Here is a 15,347-nt window from a genome sequence, read left to right as displayed (position 1 = left end):
GCGCGTTAGTCTTAAATCATGATTGAACTTAAAACTCCATCCGAAATTGAAGCTATGAAGCCTGCGGGTCGCTTCGTTGGTAGTATTCTTAAAGATTTACAAGCAATGACAAAAGTCGGAACAAATCTTCTTGAGATTGATGACTTTGTTCGCCAACGCATTATGAGCCGTAAAGGTGCATCTTCTTGCTATGTTGATTACGCTCCTGATTTTGGAACTGGTCCTTTTGCGCACTACATTTGCACTTCTGTAAACGATGCTGTTCTTCATGGTGTTCCTTTTGATTACAACCTTAAAGACGGCGATTTGCTAACGCTTGACTTAGCGATTAACGTTGACGGATGGGTTGGAGATTCTGCTATTAGCTTTGTTGTTGGAAAGCATGCAGATCCAGAAGATTTGCGCTTGATTAAGTGCACTGAGGAAGCACTCGAGGCTGGCATTAACATGGCTCAGCCAGGCAACCGTCTTGGGGATATTTCTGCAGCTGTTGGATGCGTTGCTCACGAGTATGGTTACAGCGTAAATCTTGAGTTTGGCGGCCACGGAGTTGGCCATATTATGCATGGCGATCCGCACGTTCCTAACGATGGCACAGCTCACCACGGCTACAAGCTTCGCCCAGGCTTGGTTATTGCGATTGAGCCATGGTTCTTAAAGACTACTGACGAGATTTATCAAGATCCAAAAGACGGTTGGACTCTTCGTTCTGCAGATGGTTCGCGCGGTGCTCATAGCGAGCATACGATTGCAATTACAGAGAATGGTCCAGAGATTTTGACTGTTCGCTAAACTTTTAATAGTAATTGTGTAAAGCGTTAAATAGCGTTAAATAGTAATTGCGTAAAACGAACATAATAAAACATAAAGAGGTACTTTAAGTAAATGGCGGAATTTGATTTTGCTCAAGCGTTAAATGATGTTGAAGCAAAGTATTCTTCGATTTCTAAAGCAATAGATATTGATTCATTGCAGTCTACGATTGCAGATTTAGAAAAGCAAGCTGCACAGCCTGGACTTTGGGACGATTCTGAGCACGCTCAGCAAGTTACGAGTAAGCTTTCGGCAGCTCAGTCTCAATTAAAGCGCTTGCAAGCTGTAGATCAGCGCATTGAAGATGCTAAAACTTTGATTGAGCTTGGGCAAGAAGAAGGCGATGCCGATTCTATGAGTGAGGCTCAAGAGGAGCTTGGCTCTATCGCGCACGAGCTTGACGATATGGAAGTACAAACTCTTCTTGATGGCGAATACGACGCGCGTGCAGCTGTAGTTACAATTCGATCTGGCGCTGGTGGCGTGGATGCGGCTGATTTTGCGCAAATGCTTCTTAGAATGTACTTGCGCTGGGCAGAGCGAAATGGCTACAAAACTAAGATGATGGACACGTCTTATGCGGAAGAAGCTGGTATTAAATCTGCGACTTTCCAGGTGGATGCCCCATACGCGTATGGTCGTCTTTCCGTAGAAGGCGGCACTCACAGAATGGTTCGTATATCTCCATTCGATAATCAAGGCAGGCGTCAAACTGGCTTTAGTGCCGTGGAAGTAATCCCACTTGTTGAAGCTACGGATCATATTGATATTCCAGATTCAGATATTCGCGTAGATACTTTCCAAGCGTCTGGCCCTGGCGGACAAGGCGTAAACACTACGTATTCTGCTGTTCGCATTACGCATTTGCCTACTGGTTTGGTTGTTTCTATGCAAGATGAGCGCAGCCAGATTCAGAACCGTGCTGCTGCAATGGCAGTTTTGCAATCGCGTTTGCTGGTGTTAAAGCATGCGGAAGAAGCAGCGAAAAAGAAGGAGCTTGCTGGAGATATTAAGGCAAGTTGGGGAGATCAGATGCGCTCCTACGTTCTTCACCCGTACCAGATGGTAAAGGATTTGCGCACAGGCTACGAAACTTCGCAAACTCAAGCTGTTTTTGACGGAGATATTGACGGTTTCATTGAAGCTGGCATTCGATGGAGGCACGAGCAGCGAGTTGCTGCAAAGCGCGGATAATTGCGTCTAGGTTGTTTTGACTTAGCGTAAAGCGCCTAAAATCAAAAACAATCTATAAGATAGTAAAAAGTAAAGAATATCGTTCAATAGTTCGTAAAGGAAAATGCAGATATGTCTCTGATTTCGCTAGAACATGTGTCGAAGATTTATCCTAAGGGCACGCGCCCCGCTTTGGACGATATTTCTTTAGACGTTAATCGCGGCGACTTTGTGTTTCTTGTTGGCGCTTCTGGGTCTGGTAAGACAACGCTTTTGAGTTTGCTTTTGCGAGAAGAAGAAGCCACAAAAGGCGAGATTCACGTTGCTGGCAATGACTTGAGGCGACTGGTAAATCGCCAGGTTCCGCAGTATAGAAGGTCGCTCGGCTTTATTTTTCAGGATTATAAGCTGCTTAATAATAAAACTGTGTATCAAAATGTGGCTTTTGCACTAGAGGTTATTGGCACGAGCCGCTCTACGATTAAGTCGCTTGTTCCGCGAGTTTTGGAAACAGTTGGTTTAACTGGCAAGGAGAATAATTATCCGCACGAGCTTTCGGGTGGAGAGGCTCAGCGAGTTGCCATTGCGCGCGCGTACGTTAATCATCCGCAAATTCTTCTTGCAGACGAGCCTACTGGAAACTTGGATCCTACAACTTCGCTTGGAATTATGGAAGTTTTGGACGCCATTAATCGCACGGGTACTACGATTGTTATGGCTACGCACAATGAGGAAATTGTTAACTCTATGCGAAAGCGCGTTGTGGAGCTTCATTCTGGTCATATTGTGCGAGATGAGCGCGAGGGTTCTTACGATTCTGCGCTTTACTTCCCAGACGCAGATGTTGAGCAAAAGTCGAAAGCTCAGCAAGCTGTAGAAGGAGACTCCATTAGTGCGGCTGTTGCTGATTCTAAGGGCGGTTCTAAGAGCGGTTCAAATGGCGAATCAAATGCAGAATCAAATGGCGAATCTAGCTCAAATGCTAATAGTCAATCACCTATAAATGCAAATGGTTTTGACGAGTCGCAAGAAAATTATCGTTTTATGTCTAAACGTGCAAAGCGTGCGGTTCAAGCAAAAAAGGCAATGGATGCTGTTGCTCAAACTTTGCAAAATGGGTCCGAAAATAATGAGGGCATTGCTCGTCTTGCGCAATCTGTTCATTCTGGCAGAACGGGTAGATATGGCGAGGTTTTTCAGCCTTTAGAAACAACTATGACTTGGGGGCGTGGGCTTTCGATTCCGCCTGCTCCTCCTGCAAAAAAGTCAGAAGATAAGGGTGATGCCAGTAGCGTTGACGAGTCGAACGAAGCAAGCTCTAATAGCAAAGCTAGCGATAGCGAAGCGAATAAAACCGAAGCGAATAAAACCGAAGCGAATAAAAGCGAAGTAAATAAAAGCGAAGAGAATAAAACGGAAGTGAATAATAGCGAAAATCTTAAGAACGAAGGAGACGAGTAATGCGATTGCGATTCATATTCTCCGAAACGTGGATTAGTTTACGCAGAAACGTTTCTATGATTATTTCGGTAATGCTCGTTACCTTCATATCGTTCTTGTTTATAGGCGCATCTGTTCTTATGCAAGCACAAATCACAAAAGCTAAGGGCGATTGGTACGACAAAGTAGAAGTGGTTGCGTGGCTTTGCCCAGATGGCACGAGTCAGGCAGCATCTTGCGCTTCTGGAAAAGCTCCAACAAAGAGCGAAATCGTAAAGTTAGAAAACATTATTAACCAAGAACTTGGCTCAGACGTTTCAAACATAACTTACGTTAGCAGAAGTGAGTTTTACAAGAACACTTTTCTTAAGCAATATCCTAATGGCTTATATCAAGGCCGCACTTTAACAGCTGCAGATATGCAAGATTCCTTGCGACTAAAGCTTACAAATCCAACAAAATATCAAGTTGTTTCCGAGGTTCTTTCTGGTCGTGAAGGTGTAGAAGAAGTTGTGGACCAAAGGCAGATTTTTGACCCCGTGTTTAGTGTTTTGAATCACGCAACAGCTGTGACTATTGTTCTTGCTGCAGTTATGGTTGTTGTGGCGATTATGCTTACAGGTACTACGATTCGCATGTCTGCGGCTTCTAGAAAGCAAGAGACAGAGATTATGCGACTTGTTGGCGCTTCTAATTGGACAATTCGCATGCCGTTTATTTTAGAAGGAGCGTTTGCTTCTCTTATAGGATCTTTGCTATCTGGGTGCGCGCTAAGCATTGTTGTTAAGGTGTTTATTACAGATTGGCTTGCACAAAATGTTCGTTGGATGCCGTTTGTTAATCAAGCAACTGTTTGGATGACTGTTCCAGCATTGGTTATTGGAGCTGTTTTGCTTTCAATAATCGCCTCTGCGTTTGCTTTGAGACGATATTTGCAAGCGTAAATCGTCTTAAATATAAATATAAGTGATATAAAACTTAAGATTGGTTTGAAACGCTTACGATTAATAAGATTTTCAATGTATAATTCGCTTTAGTGCTTGTAAAGGTTGAAAGGAAAGCAAGTTGGGTAGAAAGTTTGAAAGCAAAGGATGCTATTTTTACTATTCTAAACGCGTTGTTACTAGCGTGATTGCGCTAGGCGTTCTTATGCTTTCTGCATTTACTATTCTACTTGCGTATACTCCTTTGCGTGCGAATGCTGTAACAATGCAAGATTACAACAGAAAAGTGCAAAGTAATGCGGCTCTTAAAAAGCAATTGGCTGGAGTTAGTAAGCAGCTTGCAGATAAGATTTTAGAGCTTAATGATCTTAACGAGCATCAAATTCCAAACCAGATTCGAGCAGCTCAACAGGCTCAAGATCAAGCGCAACAAGCAATGAGTCTTGTTGAATCAACAAATCAACGTTTGCAATCTGCTCAAAAAGATAAGCGCGATTTGGAAGAAAAGATTAAAAAAACTGGCGAAGATTTTGACGACGCAAAGGCTGCGGTGGCTGCGCTTGCGCGAAAAAGTTTCCACGGTTCAAACGCTTCTAACGTAATGGCTATGGTAACCAATTCAACAACTACCGAGCAATTTGTTGGAAAACTTCAATCGGAAGCTGCCGTTGTTCGTAGTGAGGCGAATGCTGCTAACGATGCTGCTGTTACTTTGAATAACTCAATGAATAGGCGTCAGCGTTTGGCTGCTATAGAAGATGAGATTCAAAAATTAAAGCAAAAAGCTCAAGACCAGGCACAAAGCGCGCAAGCTGCAGCAAAAGCTGCTGTAGATAAGCAGCGTTCTTTGCAAAATCTGCGAGACCAGGGAAGTGTTCTTAGAAAGCAGTTGGAAAGTCAAAAGAACAGTCTTACGTCTCGTGCTGCTCGTGAGGCTGCAGAAATCGTTGCGTTAAAGTCTCAAATCGACGCTCAAGCTAGGGCTTTGGCTGCGTCTGCTGCAGCTCGCATGAATCCAAATGCTAATCGCCAACAAATACGTGGTGGTGGCTGGAGTGCGCCTTATTTGCCTGCGTTGCCTCTTTCTAATGGTGCTGCAAGTGGTATGAATTACTCAGTTCCTGGCAATTGCCCTGCTGGTGCTGGTAATTGCTACGGACATAATACTGGTAATACTGCGGGAGGTTCTGCATACCCTGCTCGCCAGTGCACGCTTTGGGCGTATTTGCGTAGGTCGCAGCTTGGTTTGCCTGTTGGGTCATTTATGGGAAACGGCGCAGACTGGGCAAATTCTGGGCGCAGACTCGGTTATCTTGTAAATCGCACTCCACACGTTGGCGCTGTTATGGTGTTTTCTAGAGGTGCTGCTGGGTCCGACCCTACGTACGGCCATGTTGCTGTTGTTGAGCGTGTAAATTCCGATGGCTCCGTGCTTATATCCGAAGGCGGCGTTGGGTTTGCAACTTTCCCGTCTTATAGGACTATCGGCAATGCTGGAAACTATGAGTACGTTCACTATTAATTTTTAATTTTTATGATTTGATTTAGGTATGACTCGATTTAGGTTGGTGTAATTTGGATAAAAAACCTGGTTCAGATGGTACTTTAACTGTTGCAAGAAATAAAAAAGCTAATCACGACTATGCGATTGAAGATTGCTACGAAGCAGGTATTGCGCTTACTGGAACCGAAGTTAAGTCTTTACGAGAAGGCAGAGCTTCTTTAGCTGAAGCGTTTGTAAATATTGATAGACGTGGTGAGATTTGGCTAGAAGGCGCAAATATTCCAGAGTATCTAAATGGAACGTGGAATAATCATGCGCCAAAACGCAAGCGTAAGTTACTTCTTCATGCTGTTCAAATTGCTAAGCTTTCTAGGCAAATTGAAGCTAAAGGTTATACGATTGTGCCTTTGAGGATTTATTTTAAGGGCAGTTACGCTAAAGTTGAGATTGCTTTGGCGCGAGGCAAAAAAGAGTACGATAAGCGGCAGGCTTTGCGCGAAGAACAAGATAAGCGCGAGGCATTGCGCGCTATGCGATACAAGAATATGCAATCTAGATGATTTATGTAGTGCGATTGTATAACGACACGCCGTATATTATTCATTTTTACGAATAATATACGGCTTTTTGATTTTGTAATTCGTTATTTTTCGTTATTTTTCAGCATATGCGTGTATAGCAATTTATGAATATTCAGTTTTTGTATTTTAATAACCGCAATTTAGTAGCGATATCGTGTATAGTTATGCATATCACTGTAAATTATAAGTTATTCATTCTTTAAAACTGAAGGATTGAACAGGAGAAGAAAATGCTTAAGTCAAATAAGATTTTTATGTTCGCTAAGCCAGTTGCTGCAATTGCAACTCTTGCATTGATTGGATGCACATGCGCATGCGGCCCTGCTGATTCTAAAGCAGAAGACCCAGATGTGGCACGCAGCTACGATGTAAGCAAAGTTCAAAAAGACGAAGAGATTGCAAAGCTTGTTCCAGAAAGCGTTGCAAAAACTGGCGAGCTAACTGTTGGCGTAAATGTTAGCTATGCTCCTGCAGAATTCTTTGCTGCCGATGGCAAAACTCCAGTCGGCTACGAGATTGATTTTTCTAAGGCGTTAGCAAAGCTGATGGGCTTAAAAGCCAAGATTATGCACGCGCAATTCGATTCCATTATTCCAGCAATCGGAAGCAAGTATAACGTTGGAATCTCTGGCTTTACAGTCAACGCTGAACGTATGAAGTCCGTTGATTTTGTAACGTACGCAAACGCTGGCTTATCTTTTGAAGTTCGTAAAGGCAATCCAACTAAGGTGGATCCAAAGAATCTTTGCGGCAAAAAAGTTACATTAGAAACTGGCACTGTTGGCGAGCCAATCATGGAAGAAGCCAAGAAGCAATGCAAGGCTAATAACAATAAGCCGCTTGAAATCCTAAGCTTTAAGGATCAAACTGATGCCACTACAGCTTTGCTTTCTGGCCGCGCAGATGTTATGTATGCAGACACTCCTGTTGCTGGTTATGCTGCAATAAAGAATAGCGGAAAGCTAGAGATTCTAGAAAGCAGCAACGATGCTGAGCCAATGGGTGCAGCCGTTAAGAAGGGTGATGCTAAAATGCTAAAGCTTATTAAGGCTGCAATCGATAAGCTTATGAAGAATGGCGTTTACAAAGACATTCTTAAAAAGTGGGGCGTTGAAAACGTTGCTATTAAGGAAGCGCAAGTAAACCCAGAAGTATGATTTTAAATTCGGCGTGCGTTTGTAGCTATTAGCATAGGTAAAATCGCACGCCAATTTTTTGTATTTAATATATAGTGATTTGCACATGTTTCTACGTATATGTTGCAACCTAAAGTCTTTATGGAGAAAGTATGTTTAACAGTTTAAATAAAAAGCCTTTGCAAAATTCGCAAGGAAGCGAGCGCATTTTGCCAGTTAAAAATCCTGGACCAATCGTAGCTGGCATAATCGTAGCTATAATCGCATGCTCGCTGCTTTACTCAATAGTCACAAATCCGCGATTTGAGTGGAATGTTGTTGGAATTTATCTTATAAGCAACAACGTTCTTGCTGGTATTGGTTGGACTTTGTTGTTGACTTTTCTTTCTATGGTTATTGCGATTGTTTTGGCTGTTTGTTTGGCTATGATGCGTAAGAGTGTTAATCCTGTTTTACGTGGTGTGAGTTGGTTCTTTATTTGGTTTTTCCGTGGTACGCCTGTTTATACGCAGCTTGTTTTTTGGGGTATGTTTGCGGTTCTTGTTCCTAAGTTGAGTTTGGGTGTTCCGTTTACGTCTGTTGAGTTTTTCTCGATTGATTCTAATGTTGTTATGACTTCTTTGAATGCTGCTGTTATTGGTTTGTCTCTTAATGAGGCTGCGTATTTGTCGGAGATTGTTCGTGCTGGCTTGGAGGCTGTGGATGCTGGTCAGGTTGAGGCTGCTCAGGCTTTGGGTATGGGTAGGTCTTTGACTATGCGTAGGGTTGTTTTGCCTCAGGCTATGCGTATTATTGTTCCGCCTTTGGGTAATGAGACTATTGGTATGCTTAAGACTACGTCTTTGGTTTTGGCTGTTCCTTTTACTTTGGAGCTTCAGTTTGCTACTAATGCTGTTGCTAATCGTATTTATAAGCCGATTCCGCTTCTTATTGTTGCTAGTGTTTGGTATTTGGTGATTACGTCTGTTTTGATGGTTTTGCAGGTTATGTTAGAAAAGCATTTTGGCAAAGGATTCGAAGCAAAAGACATTGTAAACAATAAGCAAATCAACTCAAATGCTGCAAAGCGTGGAGATAAAGCCATTAAAGCTGCTAGCGATGCGGTAAATGGTCGCAATAATGCAACAATGCTTGGATTTAACGCATAGTTGTATTGATTGCATAATGCAAGCATAAATAAGTGCATTATAAATGATAAAATTCCATTAGTTTTTATTAGATTTGAGGAAAAATGACAAATAATCTAACACTTACAGAGCAAGACGTACAAGACGCGCAAAATCAGAATAATAATAATGATATTCCAGCAGTAGTTATAAGCGATTTGCATAAGAGCTTTGGCAATTTGCAAGTTCTTAAGGGCATTAATATGACTGTTAAGCCAGGAAGTGTAACAGTTATACTTGGGCCTTCGGGAAGTGGAAAGTCAACCTTACTGCGATTAGTGAACCAGCTTGAAACAATCACATCTGGAAAAATTACGATTTACGGCGAGCGCATTGGTGTAAAAACTATTGTTCGTAAGGGTAAAGAGGTTTTGCAAGCGTTAAACGATAAAGAGATTGCAGCGCAGCGCGCAAAGCTTGGAATGGTGTTCCAGCGTTTTAACCTGTTTCCACATATGACTGCTATTGAAAACGTTATGGAAGCTCCAGTTCACGTTTTGCACATGGACAAAATTGCAGCGCACGATTTAGCGGTTAAAGAGCTTGAGCGCGTTGGAATGGCAGACCGCGTAGATCATTATCCTTCTCAACTTTCGGGCGGTCAGCAGCAGCGAGTGGCTATTGCTCGCGCGCTTGCTATGAAGCCAGAAATAATGCTTTTTGATGAGCCTACGTCTGCGTTGGACCCAGAGCTTGTTGGAGAAGTGCTTAATGTTATGCGCGACTTGGCAAACGATGGTATGACAATGATTGTTGTAACTCACGAGATTGGTTTTGCTCGAGAAGTTGCAGATCAAGTTGTGTTTATGGACGGCGGAAAAGTTGTTGAATTTGGAACGTCTGGGATTATCGATAATCCTCAAACTGAAAGGTTCAAGGATTTTCTGCACAACGTTTTGTAAGCATAACATATAAATGTAAATACGTAAAAATTAAAGTATTTTGTGTAAAATCATGAATAATTTATGGCTGTGGTGTTTGCTGCAGCCTTTTTATTTTGATTAGTACTATTATTCAAACAATTTTACGCAAAGAATATTTTGCGAAATGTTTTGCGTGTTTGCCTAATAACAAACATAGTGTAAAGTTGTTCATTGTTTGAATATTCCATCCAATTTATTCGGAGATTAGTATGAGTGATGCATGTTCTTCATGCGAATCAAACTCGCATAGTAAGAACGGCGTTCGTGTATCTCGTTGGCTAAGATTTGTTGCTGCGTTTACGTCGCTATCTTTACTAGGATTTTCTAGTGCTTGCGGAACAAGTGATGCTGTTGGGCCAGATCCTCTTTTAGCGCGCAGCTACGATGTTAATCGTATTAAAAAAGATAAAAGTATTGCTGCAATGTTGCCAAAAAAGCTTGTTGAAAGTGGCGAGCTTGTAATGGGCACTAATGTTGGGTATGCGCCAGCAGGATTTTATGCTAGAGATGGAAAAACGGTTGTAGGATACGAAATTGACTTAAACAAAGCGTTAGCAAAATTAATGGGGTTAAAGCTTCGCATTGTTCACGCGCCTTTTGACGCGATTTTGCCATCTGTTGGAAGCAAATTTGATATTGGTGTTTCGGGATTTACGGTTAGCAAAGAGCGAGAAAAGTCGGTTGATTTTGTAACGTACGCGGATGCTGGCTTGCTTTTTGTTGTTAGAAAAGGCAATCCAACAAATGTGAATCTTAACGACTTATGCGGTAAAAAAGTCTCTGTTCAAGTTGGAACAACAAGCGAAACTCAAATGTATGACGCAAGAGATGTCTGTAAAGTAAGTCGCAAAGCGCCATTAGACGTTCTTGCATTTAGGGAACAAACGGATGCTACGACTGCAGTAGTTGCAGGCCGCGCAGACGTTATGTATGCAGACACTCCTGTTTCTAGTTTTGCGATTGAGCAAACGGACGGGCAGCTAGAGCCATTGGGTAAAAGCCGCGATAAAGCTCTTATGGGCATTATTGCTCAAAAAGGAGATACTCAGCTTGTAGAAGCAATAAAAGCTGGTATTGAAAAGCTGATACAAACTGGCGCGTATCAAGAAATAATGAAGGCGTGGGGTGTTGAAGACGTTATGATTAAGCACCCAGAAGTAAATCCAAAAGTGTGATTGCTTTTTAGTTGATTAGACTAGGATAAAAACATGAGTGCTAAAAATAACAACAACAACGAGCGTATTTTGCCAGTCAAAAATCCAGTGCCGATTATATCTGGCATTATTGTGGCGATTATAGCGTGTGCTCTTGTGTATTCAATTGCTACAAATCCTCGATTTGAGTGGGCAATCGTTTGGAAGTACATTTTTAACGAGAATGTTCTTGCTGGTATTGGTTGGACTTTGTTGTTGACTTTGCTTTCTATGGTTATTGCGATTGTTTTGGCTGTTTGTTTGGCTATGATGCGTAAGAGTGTTAATCCTGTTTTGCGTGGTGTGAGTTGGTTCTTTATTTGGTTTTTCCGTGGTACGCCTGTTTATACGCAGCTTGTTTTTTGGGGTATGTTTGCGGTTCTTGTTCCTAAGTTGAGTTTGGGTGTTCCGTTTACGTCTGTTGAGTTTTTCTCGATTGATTCTAATGTTGTTATGACTTCTTTGAATGCTGCTGTTATTGGTTTGTCTCTTAATGAGGCTGCGTATTTGTCGGAGATTGTTCGTGCTGGCTTGGAGGCTGTGGATGCTGGTCAGGTTGAGGCTGCTCAGGCTTTGGGTATGGGTAGGTCTTTGACTATGCGTAGGGTTGTTTTGCCTCAGGCTATGCGTATTATTGTTCCGCCTTTGGGTAATGAGACTATTGGTATGCTTAAGACTACGTCTTTGGTTTTGGCTGTTCCTTTTACTTTGGAGCTTCAGTTTGCTACTAATGCTGTTGCTAATCGTATTTATAAGCCGATTCCGCTTCTTATTGTTGCTAGTGTTTGGTATTTGGTGATTACGTCTGTTTTGATGGTTTTGCAGGTTATGTTAGAAAAGCATTTTGGCAAAGGATTCGAAGCAAAAGCAGATAGCATTCATAGCAACAGATAGCAGTAATTGCAAAACATAATTCAAAACATAATTCAAAACATAATTCAAAACATAATTCAAAACATAATTCAAAACATAATTGCAAAACGAGTAGAAACACACACGTTTTATAACGTACAATAGAAAATTATGTGTGGAATTGTTGGATACGCAGGTTTTGGCACAGTTTGCGCAAAGCCTTTAGAAGTTTGCTTAAACGGATTAGAACGCTTAGAGTACAGAGGCTATGATTCGTCTGGTGTAGCTCTTGCTGCTCCAGGAATGGATTCTATATGCGTGCGCAAAAAAGCTGGTCGCTTAGCTGTTTTAAGAAAAGATATAGCCGAAAATCCAATGCCAGAAGCGAGCGTTGCAATAGGCCACACGCGTTGGGCTACAAATGGTGCTCCATGCGACTTAAACGCGCATCCTCACGTTAGTGCAGACGGAAAAATCGCCCTTATTCACAACGGTATTATTGAAAACGCTATTAGTCTTAAAGAACAAATGCAAAAAGAAGGCATAGAGTTTTCGTCTCAAACAGATACGGAAGTTGCAGCAAAAGCGCTTGGAAAAATCGCGAATCAAATAATTGAAGAAACTGGTAAGCCAGATCTTTTTGAAGCAATAAGACGAGTTGCAAAAATTCTTAAAGGAGCTTTTACTCTACTTGCAGTGGATGTTAGACAGCCTAATATTGTTGCTGCTGTTCGCCACGATTCGCCGCTTGTAGTAGGTGTTTCAAATAATGAGTATTTTCTAGGCTCCGACGTTGCTGCTTTTGTTCAATACACAGATAAGGTTCTTGAAGTTGGTCAAGATCAAGCTGTTTTAATCGGAGATATAGAAGGAAACAAAAAAGCACAGCTTTTACTTACAGATTTTGATGGCAATAAGATTGAAAACCCTAGTTACTTTACAGTAGACTGGGATGCTTCTGCAGTAGAAAAAGGCGGATGGGATTCCTTTATGGATAAGGAAATTCACGAAGATCCGCATGCTGTAGCCGATACTTTGCGTGGGCGATTCGACGCAAAAGGGAACATTATTCTTGACGAAGTTAGGATTAGTCAAGATATTTTGCGATCAATCGACAAGATAATAGTTGTGGCTTGTGGAACAGCAAGCTACGCTGGATTAGTTGCAAAATATGCGATTGAACATTGGGTGCGCGTGCCAGTAGAAGTGGAGTTGGCTCACGAATTTAGGTACAGAGACCCGATTTTAACGCATAGAACGCTTGTTGTTGCAATATCTCAATCTGGCGAAACAATGGACACGTTAATGGCGTTAAGGCATGCGCGTGAGCAGGGTAGCCGCGTGCTTGCAATATGCAACACTCAAGGATCGAGTATTCCTCGAGAATCGGATGCTGTACTTTACACGCATGCAGGCCCAGAAATCGCAGTTGCTTCCACAAAAGCATTTGTTGCGCAAATCGTAGCAGCATACATGCTTGGTCTTTATTTGGCTCAAGTCAAGGGAACAATGTACAGGGATGAGATTCAGCAAATCGTGTCTCAGCTTAAAGAAATGCCAGATAAAATTCAAAACGTTTTAGACACTCAAACGGATTCGATTATGCAAGCTGCAAAGCGAACAATGGACGCAAAATCGTTCTTGTTCCTTGGCAGGCATGTTGGTTACCCAGTAGCGCTAGAAGGCGCGTTAAAGCTAAAAGAGATTGCATACACGTTTACAGAAGGCTTTGCTGCAGGAGAGCTAAAGCACGGCCCGATTGCTCTTGTAGATAAGGGAGAGCCAGTTGTTGTTATAGTGCCATCTTCTAGAGGCAGAGACGTTTTACACGCTAAAGTGATATCGGGAATTGAAGAAGTTAAGGCTCGCGGAGCGTTTACGATTGCGGTTGCAGAAGACGGCGATCCAGACGCTGAGCGTTACGCAGATATTGTGTTTTGGCGCCCTAAATGCCCAACATTGCTAAGCCCTCTTGTAGATGTTGTAGCATTGCAACTTTTTGCTATGAATATGGCAAAGCTTAAAGGCTACGACGTTGACAAGCCTAGGAATCTTGCAAAATCCGTAACTGTGGAATAGCAATACAATGAGTGTTATGAGTGCAAGAAGACCGCACAAAAATCGCAAGCAGTATTTTGGTTGTTTTGTTATGCGTAATATAAACCGTAATATAAACTGCGATTTGACTCGTTATATAAAGCGTGTAATTTCTGCGATTATATGCGTTTTTGCTGTTGTTTTTTGTGCATCATGCGGATCTGTTGATTCTAGAACAAAAATCACAGTGTGGTCTTGGGAGCCAAGCATGAAGCGGATTGCTGCAGATTTTGAGAAGCAAAATCCAGATATTCGTGTTAGTGTTAAAGACACAAGTGGGTATAGCAATCTTAATAGCGCTATTCAAGACGGCTACGGTATGCCAGACGTTGCTCAACTTGAGTACTATGCTTTGCCACAATACGCTGTTAGAGGTCAGCTTCTAGACATTACAGATAGGGTACAGGGAACTCAAACATTTTACACGCAAGGATCATGGTCTTCTGTGCAATTAGGAGGCCGAATATACGGTTTGCCAATGGATTCAGGGCCTTTAGCGTGGTTTTATAATCAAGATGTGTTTAGCCAAGCAGGCGTGGATGCTACGCAAATTCACACTTGGAAAGACTACATTCACGCAGCAAGAAAGCTAAAAAATATTGGTGTTTATATTGCTGCGGATTCTGGAGGTGCTAGCTTTTACAACGCTATGATTTGGCTTTCTGGCGGGCATCCGTTTATAACTTCGCACGACGGAAAAACTGTTACTGTTCGCTTAAGCAAAGATAAAGGAACAAAAGACTTTACAAAATTTTGGCAATTAATGATTGACGAAGACTTAGTGGACACAAGGCTTACAACGTGGACTCCATCTTGGAAGAGCGCTGTTGGTTCTGGAAATGTTGCTTCCGTTTTTGCTGGAGCATGGATGACTTCGCTTTTAATGCACGATATTCCAGGCGGAGCAGGGTTGTGGCGTGTTGCAAGAGTTCCAACAATGGATGGCAAAAATCATAATGCGCAAATGGGCGGATCTGCGCTAAGTGTATTGCAATCTAGCAGGAAGCCAGAAGCTGCAATGCGTTTTGTTGATTTTGTTTGCCACAATCAACAAGGCATTAAAGAACGCGTTAGTTCGGGAGCGTTCCCAGCAGACGTTGTAACTCTTAGAGATAGCGCATTTTTGAATAAGACTACTGTTTTGGATTCTAGAGGAATTAAAGTGCCATACTTTGGCGGGCAACACTTTAATAGAGTTTTTGCGGATGCAGCACAACATGTGTATACGGGGTACAAGTATTTGCCATTTGAAGTATATTCGCGTAGTGATTTTCGCTCCACAGTTGGCTTGGCTTATGATTGGAATCGAAAGTCAAAAGCGCGATTAAATATTAAAGCTATGATTGACGCTGGAATTAAGCAAGATGACGGAAAAGATTTTGTTCTTCCAGACGACCCTGGCCCTAAGATTCGACTTAAAGACGGAATCGCGCTTTGGAAAAAAGACTTAAAAGAATACGGGTATAATCAAGGTTTTGTTGTTCGATAAGAGTGTTCGCTGAGACTTATGCGCTTTAGGTTTGTA

Annotated in this window: 13 protein-coding genes; all 13 read left to right on the top strand. The window is 42.1% G+C overall.

From position 1 onward, the window contains the following. Nucleotides 1-18 precede the first annotated feature (18 nt). The 13 genes from map to D0T20_RS04320 all read left to right on the top strand — a co-directional run bounded on the left by map (nucleotide 19) and on the right by D0T20_RS04320 (nucleotide 15,311). The gene (map, locus tag D0T20_RS04380) at nucleotides 19-792 is read left to right on the top strand and encodes a type I methionyl aminopeptidase (protein ID WP_004132877.1); all 774 of its coding nucleotides are present in this window, start codon (nucleotides 19-21) and stop codon (nucleotides 790-792) included. 93 nt (nucleotides 793-885) lie between these two features. Continuing rightward, nucleotides 886-2,007, top strand: a complete 1,122-nt coding sequence (prfB, locus tag D0T20_RS04375) for a peptide chain release factor 2 (protein WP_116438497.1) — start codon at nucleotides 886-888, stop codon at nucleotides 2,005-2,007. 111 nt (nucleotides 2,008-2,118) lie between these two features. Then, the gene (gene ftsE, locus D0T20_RS04370; RefSeq protein ID WP_116438496.1) at nucleotides 2,119-3,447 is read left to right on the top strand and encodes a cell division ATP-binding protein FtsE; all 1,329 of its coding nucleotides are present in this window, start codon (nucleotides 2,119-2,121) and stop codon (nucleotides 3,445-3,447) included. Next, complete coding sequence (gene ftsX, locus D0T20_RS04365; RefSeq protein WP_032812849.1) at nucleotides 3,447-4,370, top strand: permease-like cell division protein FtsX; 924 nt, start codon at nucleotides 3,447-3,449, stop codon at nucleotides 4,368-4,370. Before ftsE ends, ftsX begins: the two co-directional genes overlap by 1 nt. Before the next feature lie 205 nt (nucleotides 4,371-4,575). Continuing rightward, nucleotides 4,576-5,892: a CHAP domain-containing protein gene (locus D0T20_RS04360; protein ID WP_240320605.1), complete on the top strand. Its 1,317-nt coding sequence runs from the start codon at nucleotides 4,576-4,578 to the stop codon at nucleotides 5,890-5,892. 53 nt (nucleotides 5,893-5,945) lie between these two features. Next, nucleotides 5,946-6,434, top strand: coding sequence for an SsrA-binding protein SmpB (gene smpB / locus D0T20_RS04355; RefSeq protein ID WP_004130644.1), 489 nt, complete (start codon nucleotides 5,946-5,948; stop codon nucleotides 6,432-6,434). 251 nt (nucleotides 6,435-6,685) lie between these two features. Continuing rightward, entirely contained in the window at nucleotides 6,686-7,612 is a 927-nt protein-coding gene (locus tag D0T20_RS04350) for an ABC transporter substrate-binding protein (protein WP_116438494.1), read from the top strand. 131 nt (nucleotides 7,613-7,743) lie between these two features. Further along, complete coding sequence (locus D0T20_RS04345; RefSeq protein ID WP_116438493.1) at nucleotides 7,744-8,739, top strand: amino acid ABC transporter permease; 996 nt, start codon at nucleotides 7,744-7,746, stop codon at nucleotides 8,737-8,739. Between the two features lie 83 nt (nucleotides 8,740-8,822). Further along, nucleotides 8,823-9,659: an amino acid ABC transporter ATP-binding protein gene (locus D0T20_RS04340; RefSeq protein ID WP_116438492.1), complete on the top strand. Its 837-nt coding sequence runs from the start codon at nucleotides 8,823-8,825 to the stop codon at nucleotides 9,657-9,659. 230 nt (nucleotides 9,660-9,889) lie between these two features. Next, nucleotides 9,890-10,855 (top strand): ABC transporter substrate-binding protein, encoded by a 966-nt coding sequence (locus tag D0T20_RS04335; RefSeq protein ID WP_016635665.1) that lies wholly within the window; start codon nucleotides 9,890-9,892, stop codon nucleotides 10,853-10,855. 33 nt (nucleotides 10,856-10,888) lie between these two features. After that, nucleotides 10,889-11,767 carry an amino acid ABC transporter permease gene (locus D0T20_RS04330; RefSeq protein WP_116438491.1) on the top strand — a complete coding sequence of 293 codons (879 nt, stop codon included), beginning with the start codon at nucleotides 10,889-10,891 and terminating at the stop codon, nucleotides 11,765-11,767. A gap of 129 nt (nucleotides 11,768-11,896) precedes the next feature. Continuing rightward, on the top strand, nucleotides 11,897-13,804 hold the full coding sequence (gene glmS / locus D0T20_RS04325; protein ID WP_116438490.1) for a glutamine--fructose-6-phosphate transaminase (isomerizing): 1,908 nt from the start codon (nucleotides 11,897-11,899) through the stop codon (nucleotides 13,802-13,804). A 16-nt stretch (nucleotides 13,805-13,820) separates the two neighbouring features. After that, on the top strand, nucleotides 13,821-15,311 hold the full coding sequence (locus D0T20_RS04320) for an ABC transporter substrate-binding protein (RefSeq protein ID WP_116438730.1): 1,491 nt from the start codon (nucleotides 13,821-13,823) through the stop codon (nucleotides 15,309-15,311). Nucleotides 15,312-15,347 lie beyond the last annotated feature (36 nt).

This window comes from Gardnerella piotii (assembly GCF_003397585.1).
Classification (GTDB): domain Bacteria; phylum Actinomycetota; class Actinomycetes; order Actinomycetales; family Bifidobacteriaceae; genus Bifidobacterium; species Bifidobacterium piotii.
The sequence above is the reverse complement of the archived record's forward strand: the minus strand, read 5'-3'. Positions and strand labels throughout refer to the sequence as shown.